The organism is Allobosea sp. (assembly GCF_051860145.1).
Lineage (GTDB): Bacteria > Pseudomonadota > Alphaproteobacteria > Rhizobiales > Beijerinckiaceae > Allobosea.
Genome location: NZ_JBHYEM010000004.1, coordinates 248,286 through 263,648 on the forward strand (window position 1 = coordinate 248,286; position 15,363 = coordinate 263,648).

Annotated in this window: 16 protein-coding genes; 6 read left to right on the forward strand and 10 right to left on the reverse strand. The window is 68.4% G+C overall.

Annotated features, from left to right (window positions below; translation table 11 throughout):
* Positions 1-23 precede the first annotated feature (23 nt).
* The 3 genes from flgC to ACTIF2_RS09140 form a co-directional block, all read right to left on the reverse strand.
* Positions 24-434, reverse strand: coding sequence for a flagellar basal body rod protein FlgC (gene flgC, locus ACTIF2_RS09130; protein ID WP_439496741.1), 411 nt, complete (start codon positions 432-434; stop codon positions 24-26).
* A 24-nt stretch (positions 435-458) separates the two neighbouring features.
* Complete coding sequence (flgB, locus tag ACTIF2_RS09135) at positions 459-860, reverse strand: flagellar basal body rod protein FlgB (protein WP_439496742.1); 402 nt, start codon at positions 858-860, stop codon at positions 459-461.
* A gap of 281 nt (positions 861-1,141) precedes the next feature.
* A complete protein-coding gene (locus tag ACTIF2_RS09140; RefSeq protein ID WP_439496743.1) occupies positions 1,142-1,552 on the reverse strand; it encodes a hypothetical protein in 411 nt (136 codons plus the stop codon).
* Positions 1,553-1,620: 68 nt separating this feature from the next.
* On the opposite strand from ACTIF2_RS09140, the gene ACTIF2_RS09145 reads away from it, so the two are divergent.
* Complete coding sequence (locus tag ACTIF2_RS09145; protein ID WP_439496744.1) at positions 1,621-2,496, forward strand: hypothetical protein; 876 nt, start codon at positions 1,621-1,623, stop codon at positions 2,494-2,496.
* Positions 2,497-2,701: 205 nt separating this feature from the next.
* Positions 2,702-3,403: a flagellar type III secretion system pore protein FliP gene (gene fliP / locus ACTIF2_RS09150; RefSeq protein WP_439496924.1), complete on the forward strand. Its 702-nt coding sequence runs from the start codon at positions 2,702-2,704 to the stop codon at positions 3,401-3,403.
* A 25-nt stretch (positions 3,404-3,428) separates the two neighbouring features.
* Here the strand turns inward: fliP and ACTIF2_RS09155 are convergent, their stop codons facing one another.
* From ACTIF2_RS09155 to fliL, 6 genes are all read right to left on the reverse strand, one after another.
* Positions 3,429-6,869 (reverse strand): tetratricopeptide repeat protein, encoded by a 3,441-nt coding sequence (locus ACTIF2_RS09155; RefSeq protein WP_439496745.1) that lies wholly within the window; start codon positions 6,867-6,869, stop codon positions 3,429-3,431.
* Between the two features lie 147 nt (positions 6,870-7,016).
* Complete coding sequence (locus ACTIF2_RS09160; RefSeq protein ID WP_439496746.1) at positions 7,017-7,796, reverse strand: hypothetical protein; 780 nt, start codon at positions 7,794-7,796, stop codon at positions 7,017-7,019.
* A gap of 49 nt (positions 7,797-7,845) precedes the next feature.
* Positions 7,846-8,670 carry a MotE family protein gene (locus ACTIF2_RS09165; protein WP_439496747.1) on the reverse strand — a complete coding sequence of 275 codons (825 nt, stop codon included), beginning with the start codon at positions 8,668-8,670 and terminating at the stop codon, positions 7,846-7,848.
* Positions 8,667-9,119 (reverse strand): DUF6468 domain-containing protein, encoded by a 453-nt coding sequence (locus tag ACTIF2_RS09170; RefSeq protein WP_439496748.1) that lies wholly within the window; start codon positions 9,117-9,119, stop codon positions 8,667-8,669. The genes ACTIF2_RS09165 and ACTIF2_RS09170 overlap by 4 nt, the downstream gene beginning before the upstream one ends.
* A gap of 17 nt (positions 9,120-9,136) precedes the next feature.
* Positions 9,137-10,273, reverse strand: a complete 1,137-nt coding sequence (gene fliM, locus ACTIF2_RS09175; RefSeq protein WP_439496749.1) for a flagellar motor switch protein FliM — start codon at positions 10,271-10,273, stop codon at positions 9,137-9,139.
* A gap of 46 nt (positions 10,274-10,319) precedes the next feature.
* Positions 10,320-10,823: a flagellar basal body-associated protein FliL gene (gene fliL, locus ACTIF2_RS09180; RefSeq protein WP_439496750.1), complete on the reverse strand. Its 504-nt coding sequence runs from the start codon at positions 10,821-10,823 to the stop codon at positions 10,320-10,322.
* 291 nt (positions 10,824-11,114) lie between these two features.
* Here fliL and flgF point away from each other — a divergent pair, with 291 nt between their 5' ends.
* From flgF to flgH, 4 genes are read left to right on the forward strand one after another with little or no spacing between them, the layout of a single operon-like run.
* Positions 11,115-11,858, forward strand: coding sequence for a flagellar basal-body rod protein FlgF (flgF, locus tag ACTIF2_RS09185; RefSeq protein ID WP_439496751.1), 744 nt, complete (start codon positions 11,115-11,117; stop codon positions 11,856-11,858).
* A gap of 20 nt (positions 11,859-11,878) precedes the next feature.
* The gene (gene flgG, locus ACTIF2_RS09190) at positions 11,879-12,670 is read left to right on the forward strand and encodes a flagellar basal-body rod protein FlgG (protein ID WP_439496752.1); all 792 of its coding nucleotides are present in this window, start codon (positions 11,879-11,881) and stop codon (positions 12,668-12,670) included.
* A gap of 10 nt (positions 12,671-12,680) precedes the next feature.
* Positions 12,681-13,727: a flagellar basal body P-ring formation chaperone FlgA gene (gene flgA, locus ACTIF2_RS09195; protein ID WP_439496753.1), complete on the forward strand. Its 1,047-nt coding sequence runs from the start codon at positions 12,681-12,683 to the stop codon at positions 13,725-13,727.
* A gap of 23 nt (positions 13,728-13,750) precedes the next feature.
* Positions 13,751-14,500: a flagellar basal body L-ring protein FlgH gene (flgH, locus tag ACTIF2_RS09200; protein WP_439496754.1), complete on the forward strand. Its 750-nt coding sequence runs from the start codon at positions 13,751-13,753 to the stop codon at positions 14,498-14,500.
* Positions 14,501-14,725: 225 nt separating this feature from the next.
* Here the strand turns inward: flgH and dksA are convergent, their stop codons facing one another.
* Entirely contained in the window at positions 14,726-15,148 is a 423-nt protein-coding gene (gene dksA / locus ACTIF2_RS09205; RefSeq protein ID WP_439496755.1) for an RNA polymerase-binding protein DksA, read from the reverse strand.
* Positions 15,149-15,363 lie beyond the last annotated feature (215 nt).

Consider the following 15,363-nt stretch of genomic DNA (forward strand, 5'->3'; position numbering starts at 1 on the left):
GATCCGGGTTCCGTTCGGCTTTGTCAGACGCGCAGGATGTCGATGGTGCGCTGGATCATCCGGCGCGTGGACGAGATCAGGTTGAGATTGGCCTCGTAACTGCGCTGGGCCTCGCGCATGTCCATGGTCTCGACCAGCGAGTTGACATTGGGCATGCGGACATTGCCCTCGGCGTCGGCGACCGGATTGCCCGGCTCGAACTTGGTGCGGAACGCGCTCTGGTCGCGCTGGACGCGGCCGAGATCGACGACCTGCGCCTCGAGCTCGCGGTCGACCCGACGCTGGAAGGTCGGGATCTTGCGGCGATAGGGATCGGTGCCGGCGCGTTCCGGACCCGAATCGGCGTTCGCCAGGTTCTCGGCGATGATCCGCATGCGGCCCGACTGGCTGCGCAGGCCGGAGGTCGCGACGGCGATGCTCTTGAGAAGATCCATGGCGTCTGCCCTCTTTCCTCAGGCCTAGCGGCCCTTGCCGATCGCGATCTTCATCAGCCCGAGGCCCTTGCTGTAGAGCGAGGCGGCGAGCTGATAGTCGGACTGGTTCTGCGCGACCTTCATCATCTCGTCCTCGAGATTGACGCCGTTGCCATTGGGCGTGATCTCGAAGCGCGGGGCGTTGTTCGAGTCGAAGCCGTTGCGCCGGCCGGTGGGGCCGAGATGACCGGGAGAGGTCTGCGCCAACGCGACCCCGCCGGCGCCGGGACCGGCGGCAGGGGCCTTGAGGTCATGCGGACGGAAGCCCGGGCTGTCGGCATTGGCGACGTTCTCGGCCAGGACCTTCTGGCGCGACTGATGCCAGTGCATGCGCGTCTTCAGCGCCTGCATCAGGTTACCGCCTGCGCCCAAGCTATTGCCAGACATGGCTTTTGCCCCATTCCCAAGACGTGGCCCGATGTTGCGGGTCGGCTGCCAGCCCCATTGTCGAGCCGTTCCAGTGGGAAAATATTGCCGGGTGCATGGTTAACGCCGCGTTAAGGACGGCCGGTTTCGCGCATCGGATTAACCAAGCGCTAACCGTGTTTCCCGATAGTGCGGGCGTTATGCTATAGCCAACGTGTTGAACCTTGTGTGGAATACGGGCCGCCAAGGGCTATCGCCGTCGCTCAATGAGGCAAACCTTGCAGACGTTGTTTGGCTTCGAACTATCGACCGGCCTGCGCTGGATCATCGCGTTCGCTATCGTCCTCATCCTGGTCGCGCTGTTCGCGTTCCTGCTGCGGCGGATCACGGGCGGGCGCCTCAGAGCGAGGGGCCAGGGCGGGGGCAGGGCACGCCAACCCCGCCTCGGCGTGGTCGACATCCACGACCTCGACCGGCAGCGTCAGCTGGTGCTGATCCGGCGCGACAATGTCGAGCATCTGGTGATGATCGGCGGCGCCTCGGACGTTGTGGTCGAGACCAATATCCTGCGTGGCGGCACGCGCGTCGCGGTGCCGGCCCAGGCCGAGTTCCAGACCTCCGAGCGGCCGCTGGCGGTCGATCCCGCGCTCTCCTCCGATGCGTTTCGCGCGGACAGGAGCCGCGCCGGACCTCGGCTGGCGTATCACAGCCATTGGGTCCGCAGCCGGAGGCGCTGCCGCCTTTGCCGCACCGTTCGCCCCCGCCGCCGCGCGCCGAGCCCGTGGCCACGCCGACCGGTGCTTCTGCCGCCAACGTCGCCGCTGCCGCGGCAGGCGCCGCCGTCTCCTCCGCGACCCCTGCGCCGAATTTCGGCCGCAGCCAGGCTCCCGCTCCGAGCGCGAGCTCGGGCGAGCTCGACGATATGACGCGCCAGCTCGAGGAGGCCCTGAAGCGGCCGTTCTCGGCCGTGCGACCCGCCAATGCGCCGGCCGAGCCGGCTGCCCCGCAGGAGACGCCCAAGCTTTCTCCGGCGCCATCGACCCCGCCTGCACCCCCGGCGCCTCCCGTCGCCAAGCAGGATCCTCCGAAGCAGGATCTTCCGAAGCAAGATTTGGCCCCGCCGGCGCTCACACCGGTTCCCACCGCTCCGCCGCCGGTCTTCGGTCGTCCGGTCGGCGTGCCGCCCGATGTCGCGGCCGAACTCGAGATGGCGCTCGGCCTGAAGCCGGAGCCGGACGGCGCGAAGGCCAAATCCGCGCCGCCGGTCGAGGCCCCGCGCAAGCCCGAACCGCCGAAGCCGGCCGATGCGCCGAAATCCGCCTCCGAGCCGTCGCAGGATTCGGGCAAGCGCGGCGAGCCGTCGCCTGCGGAGCAGCCTGAGGTGAAGCCGGCCGCGCCGAAGCCAGCCGGCCCCGACACCAAGGCTGAGGCGGAAGACGAGGGCGATGACGGTGCCCCGACCAAGGGCGCCGACAGCGACAAAAGTGAGCCGGACAAGGCGCCCGCCAGCAAGAAGAGCGCGGAAGCCGAGGCTCCGGAGAAGAAGGGCGAGGCGAAGCCCGAGGACAAGCCGGCCCAGATCGATCCGTTCTCGGTCGACGCGATCGAGGCCGAGTTCGCGCGGCTGCTCGGGCGCGACCCGAAGCCAAAATCCTGACGGGCGCGCGTTCGCGACGCGATCAACAGGATTGTCGATGCGTGCCGGCGGCGGGGCTGTGCCGTCGGTTGCCGAATAGCGCGGCACCGCCTTAGCGTCTTGCGGCCCGATCAGCTGAGTCGGGCGGGACCGGCGGCTTCGTGTGATCCAGATTCTGACGGGTGCGAGACGGCGTCACGGCTGTCGCGTCGCTGGCGCGGGCGCGCTGCTGGCCGTCGCGCTCTGCAGCCCGGTCGCGGCCCAGACGCTCTCGCTCGATCTCGGGCAGGGCGGGGGCGTCGCCGAGCGGGCGCTGCAACTCATCGCCGTCATCACGGTGCTGTCGCTGGCGCCGTCGATCCTGATCATGGTGACCTCGTTCACGCGGATCGCGGTGGTGCTCTCGCTGCTGCGCTCCGCGATCGGCACGCAGACCGCGCCGCCCAATGCCGTGATCATCGGCCTGGCGCTGTTTCTCACCGGTTTCGTGATGGCGCCGACCCTGCGCGAGGCCTATCGCGTCTCGATCGAGCCGCTGGTCGCGGGCCAGATCCAGCCGCAGGAGGCCTATAACCGCGGCGTCGTCCCCTTCAAGACCTTCATGCTGAAACATGTCCGCGAGAAGGACCTGCAGCTTTTCGTCGAGATGTCGCGCGAGCCGCCGCCGGCGACGCCGGAAGAGATCCAGATCCAGATCCTGGTGCCGGCCTTCATGATCTCGGAGCTGCGGCGCGCCTTCGAGATCGGCTTCCTGCTGTTCGTGCCATTCCTGATCATCGATCTCGTGGTGGCGTCGATCCTGATGTCGGTCGGCATGATGATGCTGCCGCCGGTGACGGTCGCGCTGCCGTTCAAGCTGATCTTCTTCGTGCTGGTGGATGGCTGGGGGCTGGTGGCCGGCTCCCTGGTGAAGAGCTATACCGGGTAGGCTAGAGCCACGCGTTCTCTATGGCTCAGCCGCGTCCGGCACCCGCCGTTGGGCTGGCCTCGGCGCCGGTCGAGGTGTCCGCTGGCGGCGCGGGTTCGGGCTTCGCCGGGGTCCGGACCGTCGTCGAATAGGCGGGGTAGCGCTCGCGATAGGCCTTCATGAAATCCGACAGGTTGTCCGCCCCGGCCGCGGTCCGCGCCATTTCGCGGATGTCGGCGGCGTTGGCGCGGCTGGCCCCCGTGACGAAGGCGAAGGTGCGCGCGTCCGTGCTCTCCGCCATCTTGGCTGCGAATTTGGTGCGCAGCCGGTCGAGCGAGAGGGCCTCGTTCGACATGACATAGGAGATGGCGGCGCGCATCACGTCGGCGCGCTCGCGTTCGCTCAGCGCGGCGTTGCCACGCCAGCTCTCACTGAGGATACGCTCATGCGCCTCGCCGGCCTCGCGCCAGCGCCGGCCCGTCCAGTAGATGTCGGTGCGCAGGCGGTCGACCTCGGGACCGCGCTCGGCTTCCAGCAGTTCCAGCGCCTGGTCGGTGCGGGACAGGTCGGACAGGGCCTTGGCCTCGAGCAGCAGGCGCGCGCGCTTGACGTCGCCGGGCAATTCGATCAGCCGCGTCGAGGCCAGCGCCTGCAGCGCTTCCGCCGGCTTGCCGTTCATCAGGGCGATCATGGCCAGCCGCGCCGCGACCGTCGAGCGCGCCGCCCCGGTCAGCCGCGCCTGCATCTGATAACGCAGGATCTCGCTCGCCTGATCGAGCAGGTCGAGCTCGACCAGACGGTCGGCGAGGAGCCGCGTGATCTCGTCGCCGCGCCGCCCGACCGGCAGGAACTCCTTGAAGTCATAGAACAGCGCCAGCGCCTCGATGCGCGACAGTTGCTCCTGCGCCGCCTCCTTGTTGCTGAACAGCTCGGCGAAGCGTTGCGCCGTCTCGTCATGCAGGCGGCGGGTCAGCGGGTTGTCGGGATAGTTCTCGTTGGCGCGCCTTGCGGTCTGGAAGGCGTCGCGCCAGCGCTGCTGCTCGATATAGAGTCGACCGAGCTCGGCGAGCGCTTCGATCTCGATCTCGCCGCCGCGCCAGATGATCGAGACGGTCTCGAGCCGGGCGATCGCCTCGTCGAGCGGCATGTCCGCCCGCTTTTCCGCCTGGATCAGCTTGACGGCGCGCAATTGCGCCTCGGCAGCGACCGGACGGCTGGCGGCTTCGAACAGCGGCCGGTAGCCGTTGAGCGCGGCCTCCGGCCTGCCGCTGACGTCGTCGAGCATGGCGCGCAGCAAGGCGAGGTCGTCCTTGTCGACCCATTCGCGCGGCAGCTCGGCGAGGCGCTCGATCTGGCGCTCGGCGGTGGTCATGTCCTGCATCGCCATGGCGGCACGCGCCATGGCCGGCCGGAACTGGGCTTGCAGATCGTCCGGATAGCCATCGAGCATGGGCTCGGCACGGCGGAAGCCGACGAGGGCCTGGGCGTTGCGTCCGAGCCTCTGCTCGGCCAGGGCCCGCCACAGCCCGGCCTCGGGATCCTCCTTGAGCGGCCCGGCCTCTAGTGCCGTGATCGCCTCCTGGTTCCGGTGCATCTTCGCCGCGATCACGCCCTTCAGGAACAGGGCCTCGCGATTTCCGCGCATCGCCGGATCGTCGACCAGAAGGGCTTGAAGCGGACCCCCCGCTTCGGACATGAGGCCGTTGGCGGCATAGAAGCGGGCGAGCGAAAGCCGCGCTTCGGACTTGCGGGCGCGGGACGCGTCGGCGACGTCGCGCAGCAACTCGCGGGCGCGCTCGCGCACCGCCGGCCCGCGCAGCTTCGCCCAAACCTCGGGATCGAGCAGCGCCGCCGGCGTCGCGACGGGCGATTTGGGCGCCTCCGTTTCGGCCTGGGGCAGGTCCAGCGTCACCGTCAGCCCGCCGGAGCGGCCGATCAACGCCTGCTCGGTGCCGGCGCGGACGGCGATGTCGTCCGAGCGGGGAATGACGGCGAGGCCGTGTGCGGTCTGCAGCAATCCGAATTCGACGAAGCGATAGGGCTTGACCACGGCGCGCGTCGGCCCGACCGCCGTCGCGACGGCGATCGGCATGCCCGCCGGGCCGGTCTCGAGCCAATGGACGCCGGTCATGCCGGGCAGCGGCACGGAGAGGATGGTCTGGCCGCGCTCGTCGACCGCGCGATGCGGGGCGACCGGGTCGGCCGGCTTGCCGGCCTCGTCGCCGAAGGCAAGCGACCAGGCGGTGCCGTCGTCGCTCAGGTGGACGAGCTGCTGGCTCGACAGGCGAAGCCGCACGAGCGTGACCTTGCCTTCGCGCGTCACGACCGCCTCGTCGATCAGCCGGGGCAGGACCTGCCTGAAGCTGGCGGGGTCGATCGTGTCGCGCGTGTCGAAGACGAGCGTGACGATCCCGGAATCGAGGAAGGCGGCGGCTCCGGTCGGTCGCGGGAAGCGGAAGTCGATCCGGCTGCCCTTGGCGTCGGTCGTAGCTTCGATTCTGACCGGTTGCGGCGTGGGATCCACCGCCGGAGGCGCTTCGACGGCCGGCTTCGCGGATTGGCGCGGTTGCTCGGCAGGTTTCGGTGGCGCTGCGTCATTTGCCGCGGGCGGCCTGACTGCTGCCGCAGGCTGGGGAGGCTTGGCCGCTGGCGCGCCCGTGTCGGTCTGGAGGCTGGCGAGGCTCAGCGCGTTCGACTTGCCTGGGCGCAGGAGGTCGACGACGAGCTTGTCCTCGTCGCGGAAGCTGCGGACCTGCCAGTCCTTGGGCAATGTCAGGTCGAGCTGCGTGCCCTCGGCCGTCGTCTCAGAGGAAGCGAGCGTCACGCCGTCCGGCAGCGAGGGCCTGATCGCGGCAGCCTCGGCCACCAGCGGCTGGTCGAAGCTCAGCCTCAGCGTCCCCTCGGCCAGTTCGTGCTTGAGCCTGGTGTCGGCCGGCGCCTGGAACATCAGCCGCTCCAGCGTCGGCAGCGTCGCGCTGCGCAGCAGGAGAGGCTTGGGGGCCGGCGGCGGGCGGCGCTCGATCTCGCGCGCCCGCGCTTCCGCCAGGCGGACGCGTTCGGCCAGGGCCGCGATCACCTCCGGGGGCGGCCCTGGCATCAGACCGGTCCAGCTCTCCGGCAGCAGATCGATGAAGGCCTTGTCTCCCGCCTCGATCAGATTGGCCTTGTAGGGCCGGGACAGCGCGAACCGCATGCCGCGCCCGTCAGGGTCGATCCGCGCGATCGCGACATAATCCGGCAGTTCCTTGGCGATCTTGTTGACGTCGATCTTCACCGGCGCGCCAAAGGCGACGACGAGGACGCCGTTGGCGACCCGCACGCGCATCGGCGTCGGTTCGTCGAAGGTGAGGGACAGACGTCCGAAGCCGGGCGGCATGGCCGCGCCGTGCAAGGTCGCGGTCGCTGCCGAAGCCGGCATGGGCAGGCCGGCGGCGACGCTGAGCGCAGCCAACCCGACGCCGAAGGCAAGGGAACGCGGGAAACGCAAACCGGCAAACTCACGCAACGCGACACAAGCGGACGGGCGCGACGTTACCAAGCCAGCCCGCACGCGACGGACGCTAGCGTGTCAAGGATAATGGCGGGTTAAGGTCAACCAGGCGGGACTGCGCGGAAAGCGCGCCGCCGGCCTCGTTCACTCCAGCGCGCAGAGCCCTTCGCAGCGCTGGTCCGACATCGCCTTGATGAAGGCCTGCATCCTGGTCCGCGAGGCCGGCGCCAGCGCGGGCAGGGCCGCCTCCATGGTCGCGGCGGTGGCCTTGCGATCGGCCAGCGTCGTGCCCTGTGCCAGGGCAGCCGCATTGTCGGCGAAGCTCGCGACGACCAGCGCCTGGTTTTCCGGCGTGAGACCGTTGCTGCGCAGGGCGAAAGCGGCGCTGCTCACGATCTGCTGCATGCCGAGGCGCACCTGCCTCAGGCCCTTGACGCGGGCCTCGTTCATCTCGCTGGGCGGAAGTGCGCCAATCAAGGCTCCGAGCGCGGGCATGACGGCGCCCGCGGAGCGGACGAGGAAGGCGTGCGAGCGCATGACCTCGTCTTGGAAGGTCACGGCATTCTGGACGGTGTCCGGCGGAAGGATAGGGTTGGGGGAGAAGAACAGGTACATCTTCAGCACCTGCGACTGCTTCTCGACGATGGTGATCAGCTGCGGGACGTCATCGGCTTCATAGGGCGGCTTGCCGAGAATGGCGGGCGCGTCCCAGAAACTGGCGAGAGCCTTGGCGGAGGCCGGATCGGACAAGCGCGGCACGGTATTGGCATCGCGCTTCAGGCGGTAGAGCCTGTCGAGCTCGGCATAGGCGGCATCCAGCTGCGCGATGCCGCTGGCGGGGATCTCGGCCCGGACAGGCCCGGCCGCGACCAGGAGCATGAGGGCGGCGAGGGTAAGGCCGGTCTTGAGTCTGGCGCTGATCATGGCGCTTCATCGCACCGGGCACGGCTCTTTGCAACGCCGAGGCTGCCGGCTAGCGCCGGGCCGCCGGGGCTATGGCCGGCAGCTCGTTCGGCGGCAACTGGGCTGCGTTGCGATTCATGCGGTCCGCGCTGGCGCTGCGGCCGGAGGTCGCCAGCGCCACGGTCAGCTTTTCCGCGGTGCCCGGCGACATCGCCGCCAGGACATCGGACATTTTGCGCGGGTTCATCTGCTGCACCACCGGGACCAGGATGTCGAGGCTCAGCCGGTCGAAGACGCGGGCGGCGTCCTTGGGCTTCATCGCCTCGTACATGATGACGAGATTACGGATCGCCTTGGCCTCTTCCTCCGCGGGCTTGGCGGTGGGGCCCTCGACCTTGTCCTCGAGCTGCTTCAGGTCGCCGACGCGTCCGTCGAGCTTCTTCTCGGCGGTGTCGAGCAGGCGCTCGCGCATCTCGAGCTCGCGCATGCGCGATTCGATCTCCTCGCGCCGCTCGCCGAGGCGCTCGAGAATGGCGCGCTCGGCCGGGGAGACCGGCGCCGCCGTGCCGTTGACGATACCGGCCTTGTTGTTGGGATTGGCGGCGCGCGCGGCTTCGTCGGCGGCCGTCGGCTTGGGCTTGGGAGGGTCGATCGTGCCTGTCGTCTCGGGATCGAGCACGCCATCGGGGGCATGCGCGCGGGCTATGACCTTGGCGAGAGCCCAGACCTGCGGCTCGGCTTTCGCCGGGGCGGCGTTGGATGACGGGAACAGGGAGGCCTCGGTGACGGGCAGCTTGCCGGGATAGGGCTCGGAGGTCCAGGCGAGCAGCTTCAGCGCCAGGAGGCCCATGGCGCCGAGGATGACGGCCGGGATCAGGCGGGGCCGCTCGATCACGCCGCCTGGCCCTCCAGCCGCTTGGCGGCGCGCATGCGGATCGCCGCGGCCATCTCCGCGGCGCTGGTCATGCGCGAGATCGCGGTCGGCTCCTCGGGAGGAGCCTCCGCCGGCTTCGGCGCCACCAGCGTCGCGGCTGTGACGATCTGCGAGATGCGCTCCATCACGCCCTGGCCGGCCTCGACCTGGGCGGCGAGATCGGCCGCGTAGCGCTCGGCCGTGCGCAGGCGCTCGGCCAGCGTGCGGTCACAGTCGCCAAGGGTGAGCTTCAGGCCGGCAATGGCGCGCTCGGCGGTGTCGGTGGCGGAGATCAGGGCGCCGATGGTCTGGCGCATCGCACTCTCGTCGGCCTTCAGCCGCTCGATGCGCTTGGCCAGGACGTAGCAGGTGATGATCGTGGCGACGAGGAGGCTGGCAACCAGCGCATCGGCGATGAGGGTGATCGTCATGGCTTGTTTCCGAGGCTTCAGGCCGGGGAGCCGAGATGGCTGGTGATGCTGTCGAACGCGGCGATCGTCGTCTTGGAGCGGCGCAGCGGGCTGACGACCTGGACGGCGATCTTGTCGTCGACGCGCCCGATCCGGCCTTCGCTGACCATGAAATCGCCGCAGCGCAGCGCGACCACCGAATCCGGGCGGGCGTCGAACATCAGCGTGTCGCCGATCTCGAGCTTCATCACCCGCTTCAGCGGCATCCTGGTCTCGTGCAGCACGCATTTCACCGCGACATCGGTCTGCCAGACCTCGGTCGCGAGGTGGTTTTCCCAGATCGGGTCGCGGCCGAGCTTCTCGCCCATGAAGCTCTCGAGCAGCAGCTCGCGGATCGGCTCGATCGTGGCATAGGGCAGCAGGATATGGAGCGAGCCACCGCGCCCTTCCATGTCGAAGCGCAGCTCGACGCGGATCGCGGCGTTGGCCGGGCGCGAGATCGAGACGAAGCGCGGATTGGATTCGACGCGGTCGACCTTGAATGTGACGGGCGAGAGCGGGCCGAAAGCGGCCTCGGCATCGCTGAGCACGAGCCCGATCACGCGCTTCAGCAGGTTGAGCTCGATCGAGGTGAAGGGCCGCCCGTCGACGCGGGCGGCGGGCTGGCCGCGCTTGCCGCCGAGCATGGTGTCGAGCACCGAGTAGATCAGCGCCGATTCGATGGTGACCAGGCCGAAATTGTCCCATTCCTCCGCCTTGAAGACGGAGAGCATGGCGGGCAGCGAGATCGAGTTGATGTAGTCGCCGAAGCGGACGGAGCGGATGCTCTCGAGCGAGACCTCGACATTGTCGGTGAAGAAGTTGCGCAGGCTGGTGGAGAGTAGCCTGACCATGCGCTCGAAAATGATCTCGAGCATCGGCAGGCGCTCATAGGAGACCGAGCCGGAATCGACGATCGCCTGAATGCCGTTGCGGCTGTCCTTGTCGTCCCCGGCCGAGAAGCCGAGCATCGTGTCGATCTCGTCCTGCGACATCAGGCGGTCGGTGCCGCCCTCGACCTCGCCTTCCTCCTCGATGCCCTCGGGCATGGCGGCCCATTCCGCCGCCATGTTCTCCGGCGTCAGGGGCTCGTCCTTGGGCGTTGCGCCGGTCTGTTCGAGATCGTTGTCGGTCATGCGTTTGTCGTCGCTCTGGATGGGGACATCGGGCCGAGGATCCGGCTCACTGGACCAGCAATTCCTTGAACAGCACCGCGTCGACCTTGGCCGGATAGACCGTGACGTTGACGCGCCGCAGCAGTTCTTCCTTCAGCCGGTACATGCCGGCCGAGCCGTCGAGATCGGCCGGGCGCAGCTCGCGCATGAAGACCTGGAAGGCATCCTCGACGCGCGGCAGCAGCGGCTTGATCTCCTCGGAGACCTTGGCGTCCGCGATCTCGAGCACGACCTTGATCTTGATGATCGGCTGGCGGTCCTGCTGGCCGCCGCTGGAGATGCCGATCATCATGTCCTTCATCTCGACGAAGGTCGCCGGCTTCTTGACCTGCTTGGCGGCCTCGATTGCGGCGAGCTGCTCGGCCGAGGGCTTCTTGAAGAAGAACCAGCCGCCGCCGAGCGCGGCCAGCAGGGCGACGCCGCCGGCGATCATGACGAGCTTCTTCTTGCCGGGCTTGGGGGGCTGCGCCCCCTCGGCGGCTTCGTCGTCGGTTGTCGGCTTCTTGGACATCTGCGTCTGGCCCGGGTCCGGAGCACGGCACCGTCCTGGGCGGCTCACCCTGCCAACCTGACGAAACAGGGTTAACGCGTCGTTAAGGACGGCAGTTTTTGCCGGGTTGTTTCTGCCTGGAGCCTCGACTTTGCCGGGTGCCGGCGGTCAGCTCAGCGCAATTATAATCGTTATATTTCATATGGATAAGCGGAATTAACCATGTTGGCACGGCCGTTGCGAGGATGACGGTGCGGAGACTGCGCTGGGGAGCGTCGAGGTCTTCGCGGGACATGATCGGGAGATTTCGCCGTGGAGAACGCGCTTCTCGTCGGCCTGTCGCGTCAGATGGCTCTGGCGCGTGAGCTGGATGTCATCGCCAACAACATGGCGAATGTCGGCACGAACGGCTTCAAGGCGCGTTCTGCGCGCTTCAACGAGTTCCTGATGCCGGTCGCCAGCGCCGAGGGCTTCAAGGGTTTCGACCGCAAGCTCTCCTATGTCATCGACAAGGGCACGCCGATCGACCTGACGCAGGGCGTCATCGAACGCACCGGCAACCCGCTCGACGTCGCCCTGCGCGGCGACAACTTCCTGGTGGTGCAGACGCCGCAGGGCGAGCGCTATACTCGGGCGGGCTCGCTCTCGATCAACCCGCGCGGCCAGCTCGTGACCCAGACCGGCCAGCCGGTGATGGGCGAGGGCGGCCCGATCCAGTTCGGCGACACCGAGACCAATGTCGGCATCGCCGTCGATGGCACCGTCTCCAGCAATCTCGGCACGCGCGGCAAGCTGCGCATGGTCCGCTTCGACAATCCGCGCGGGCTGAGCAGCGACGGCGCCAACCTCTTCGCGTCCCCCACGCCCGCGCTGCCGGCCGGCCCGCAGGCTCGCCTGGAGCCAGGCGCGATCGAGACCTCCAACGTCAAGGCCGTGATCGAGATGACGCGCCTGATGGAGGTGCAGCGCTCCTACCAGAGCATCGCGAACCTGATGTCGAAATCCGATGAACTGCGCAGCCGGGCGATCTCGCGCCTAGCCGACCAGCAAGCCTGACCGGAAAGAGGAGCAGCACCATGCGCGCCCTTCAGACAGCCGCCACCGGCATGATGGCCCAGGAACTCAACGTCCAGGTCATCTCCAACAATATCGCGAACGTGCGCACCACCGGCTACAAGCGCCAGCGCGTGCATTTCCAGGACCTGCTCTACGAGAACTTTCGCAGGGCCGGCTCGGCGACCTCGGACCAGAACACGCAGGTGCCGGCCGGCACCTTCATCGGCTCGGGCGTCAAGACCGTCTCGACCGGCCGCGTCATGACCCAGGGCAACACCACGCCGACCGAGAAGCAGTATGACGTTGCCATAAGGGGCGAGGGCTTCTTCAAGATCCGGATGCCGGACGGGCGCACCGCCTATTCGCGGGACGGCTCCTTCGATCTCGATTCGCAGGGCCAGCTCGTCACCCGCGACGGCTACCAGGTCGAGCCCGGGATCACGATCCCGAACAACGCGACCAGCGTCAGCATCAACGCGCAGGGCACGGTCGAGGTCCAGCTGCCGGGGCAGACGGCGCTGCAGCAGATCGGCCAGCTCCAACTCACCCGCTTCATCAACAAGGTCGGGCTGGAATCGATCGGCGACAACCTGTTCCTGGAGACGGCGGCCTCGGGCCAGGCCATCGACGGGCTCGGCGGCGGCGAGGGTTTCGGCACCCTGCAGCAATATTACCTGGAAGAAGGCAACGTCCAGGCCGTCACCGAGCTCTCTTCGCTGATCGCGGCGCAGCGCGCCTACGAGATGAACTCCAAGGTCATCACCGCTGCCGACCAGATGATGTCGGCGACGACCCAGATGTTCCGTGGCTGAGGGCAGCGTCATGATCCGCTCTTCCATCCTCCTCGCCACGCTCGCGCTGGTCGGTTCGGCATTGGCCGGGCCGCTGCAGGACGGCGCTGTCGCGACCGCGGCCCTGTCGCCCGGCGCAGTGCGGCAGGCTCCCGCCCCGCACAAGCCGCTGCTGCGCGGCGAACTGACCCTGTCGCGCGATCTCGTGACCTTCGGCGACCTGATTGCCGGGTTGTCGGCGCAGGATGCGGCGATGCCGGCCTTCCGTGCCCCGGCGCTGGGCGAGACCGGCACGATCCAGGTCGCGCGCATCGTCGAGGCCGCCAAGAGCGGCGGCATCCTCCGCGACGCCGCCGATCTCGACAGCCAGGGCATCGCGCAGGTCGTCGTCAGCCGTGCCGCGCGCCGGATCATGGCGTCGGACATCGAGGCCGCGGTCAAGACCGGCCTGCGCGAGCGCTTCGGCGTCGACAGCCACGCCTTCGCGCTGGCCATGGATGGCGGCGCGCCCTCGATCGCGGTCGAGCCTGAGCTGACCGGCGCGATGAGCGTGCTCGACCTCAGCTTCGACCCGCGTTCGCGCCGACTCCAGGCCCGGCTGACCGTGCCGGGCAGCGCGGCGATGCGGCTCAAGCCAGTCCACATCTCGGGGCAGCTTGTCGAAACCGTCGAGGTCGTGGTGCCGCGCCGGGCGATCGCGCGCGGCGAGACGTTGACGGCCGCCGACGTGATCATGGAGCGCCGCCCGCGCGACGGACAGAGCGGCGAGCTGATCGGCGAGATTCAGGGCGCCGTCGACAAGGTGGCCAGGCGCGCCCTGCTGGCCGGCCTGCCGCTGCGCAACGGCGACGTGCAGCGCGAGGAGATCGTCGGTCGCGGCGATCTCGTCACCATCATCTACGAGGCGCCGGGCCTGCGCATCACCATGCGTGGACGCGCCGGCGAGGCGGGCGCGATGGGCGACGTCGTCTCGGTCACCAATCCTCAGTCGAAGCGCGTGCTGCAAGGCACGGTCAGCGGGCCCGGCCAGGTCTCGGTCAAGTCGACCATGGCCGGCCATATCGCCAGCGCGCGCTGATCTCGAGCATCCGGAACATCGCCATGACCTCAAGCACGATCCTCAAGCTCTCCGGCGTCCTCGCCCTCGGGCTCACGCTCGGCGCCTGCGGCGCTGCCGACAGGCTCGCCAATGTCGGCCAGGCCCCGGCGCTCTCGCCGATCGAGGACCCGACCGCGACCAAGGGCTACAAGCCGGTGCAGATGCCGATGCCGGCGGTGGAGCACGCCTCCTTCGCGCCGAACTCGCTCTGGCGCACCGGCTCGCGCGCCTTCTTCAAGGATCAGCGCGCCCGCATGGTCGGCGACCTGGTCACGGTGCGGGTGCGGGTGACCGACAGGGCCCAGCTCGACAACACCACCAAGCGCAGCCGCAAGAACGGCGAGGACTTTGGCGCCGAGAACATTCTCGGCTTCGAGAACAAGCTCGAGAAGTTCAACGGCGGCGCCAAGCCGGGCTCGCTGCTCAAGCTCGATTCGGAGGGCACCAGCGAGGGCTCCGGCTCGGTGCGCCGGGCCGAGCAGCTCGCCACCAATGTCGCTGCCGTGGTCACGCAGACGCTGCCGAACGGCAACCTCGTGATCGAGGGCAAGCAGGAGATCAGGGTGAATTTCGAGGTCCGCGAGCTGATCGTCGCCGGCGTGATCCGGCCGGAGGACATCGAATCGGACAACACGATCGATTCGACCAAGATCGCCCAGGCCCGCATCGCCTATGGCGGGCGCGGACAGATCACCGATGTCCAGCAGCCGCGCTACGGCCAGCAGGTGATGGACATCCTCTTACCCTTCTGAGGCTCCCGAGAAGTCCCGGCCAGGCGCGGAACGCTCCCCGCTTTCCCCGCGCCGGCCGGCGGGCCGCTTCTCCCGAGGCGGCCTTGCTCCCGGGCACCGACCACGCTCCCCAAGCTTCACCGTCGGCGCCCATGAAGCCCCGTGCCTCCCGCGCGGGGCTTCCCCCATGAAAAAGGCCTCCCGCCGGGGCAGGAGGCCTGTTGCCTGGGCGCGCTGCCCGAACCGTCAATCGTCGCGGAAGACCCGCTCGTTGCGCTCGTGGCGCTCCTGGGCCTCGAGCGACAGCGTCGCGATCGGCCGGGCCTCGAGGCGCTTGAGCGAGATCGGCTCGCCGGTCTCCTCGCAATAGCCATAGGAGCCCTCGTCGATCCGCGCGATCGCGGCTTCGATCTTGGCGATCAGCTTGCGTTGGCGGTCACGGGCGCGAAGCTCGATGGCGCGATCGGTCTCGGAGGAGGCCCGGTCGGCGATGTCGGGGTGGTTCTCGCTCTCGCTCTGCAGGGTGACCAGCGTCTCCTTGGCTTCCTTGAGGATCTCGTCCTTCCAGGCCGCCAGCTTGCTGCGGAAATACTCGCGCTGCCGCTCGTTCATAAAGGGTTCCGAGTCGGAGGGGCGGTAGTCCGCATCGAGAATGATCTGTTTCGACATAGGCGCGCTCTCTGAGTGTCTGTGCCGGCGTGCCTACCGACTTTGCCTTAGTCGGGCCGCCGATTTGGCGCCCTTATAGCGGGGGAGGCGAACGGGAACAATCGCGTTCGGTCGGGTTTCAGTATCATTCCCTAGATATTTGATATTTATTGGTTATTTTGCGCCGTGAGATATATTTGGCCGCGCATGCGGGCTCTGTCGCCTGCATTGCGAGC

Bases quoted from the DNA above. Each gene is read 5' to 3' on its own strand.
- fliL (WP_439496750.1), bottom strand. From the start codon at position 10,823: ATGTCCAAGAAGCCGACAACCGACGACGAAGCCGCCGAGGGGGCGCAG.
- flgC (WP_439496741.1), bottom strand. From the start codon at position 434: ATGGATCTTCTCAAGAGCATCGCCGTCGCGACCTCCGGCCTGCGCAGC.
- fliM (WP_439496749.1), bottom strand. From the start codon at position 10,273: ATGACCGACAACGATCTCGAACAGACCGGCGCAACGCCCAAGGACGAG.
- ACTIF2_RS09170 (WP_439496748.1), bottom strand. From the start codon at position 9,119: ATGACGATCACCCTCATCGCCGATGCGCTGGTTGCCAGCCTCCTCGTC.
- flgB (WP_439496742.1), bottom strand. From the start codon at position 860: ATGTCTGGCAATAGCTTGGGCGCAGGCGGTAACCTGATGCAGGCGCTG.
- ACTIF2_RS09140 (WP_439496743.1), bottom strand. From the start codon at position 1,552: ATGGCTGTGATACGCCAGCCGAGGTCCGGCGCGGCTCCTGTCCGCGCG.
- ACTIF2_RS09160 (WP_439496746.1), bottom strand. From the start codon at position 7,796: ATGATCAGCGCCAGACTCAAGACCGGCCTTACCCTCGCCGCCCTCATG.
- flgA (WP_439496753.1), top strand. From the start codon at position 12,681: ATGATCCGCTCTTCCATCCTCCTCGCCACGCTCGCGCTGGTCGGTTCG.
- dksA (WP_439496755.1), bottom strand. From the start codon at position 15,148: ATGTCGAAACAGATCATTCTCGATGCGGACTACCGCCCCTCCGACTCG.
- flgH (WP_439496754.1), top strand. From the start codon at position 13,751: ATGACCTCAAGCACGATCCTCAAGCTCTCCGGCGTCCTCGCCCTCGGG.
- flgG (WP_439496752.1), top strand. From the start codon at position 11,879: ATGCGCGCCCTTCAGACAGCCGCCACCGGCATGATGGCCCAGGAACTC.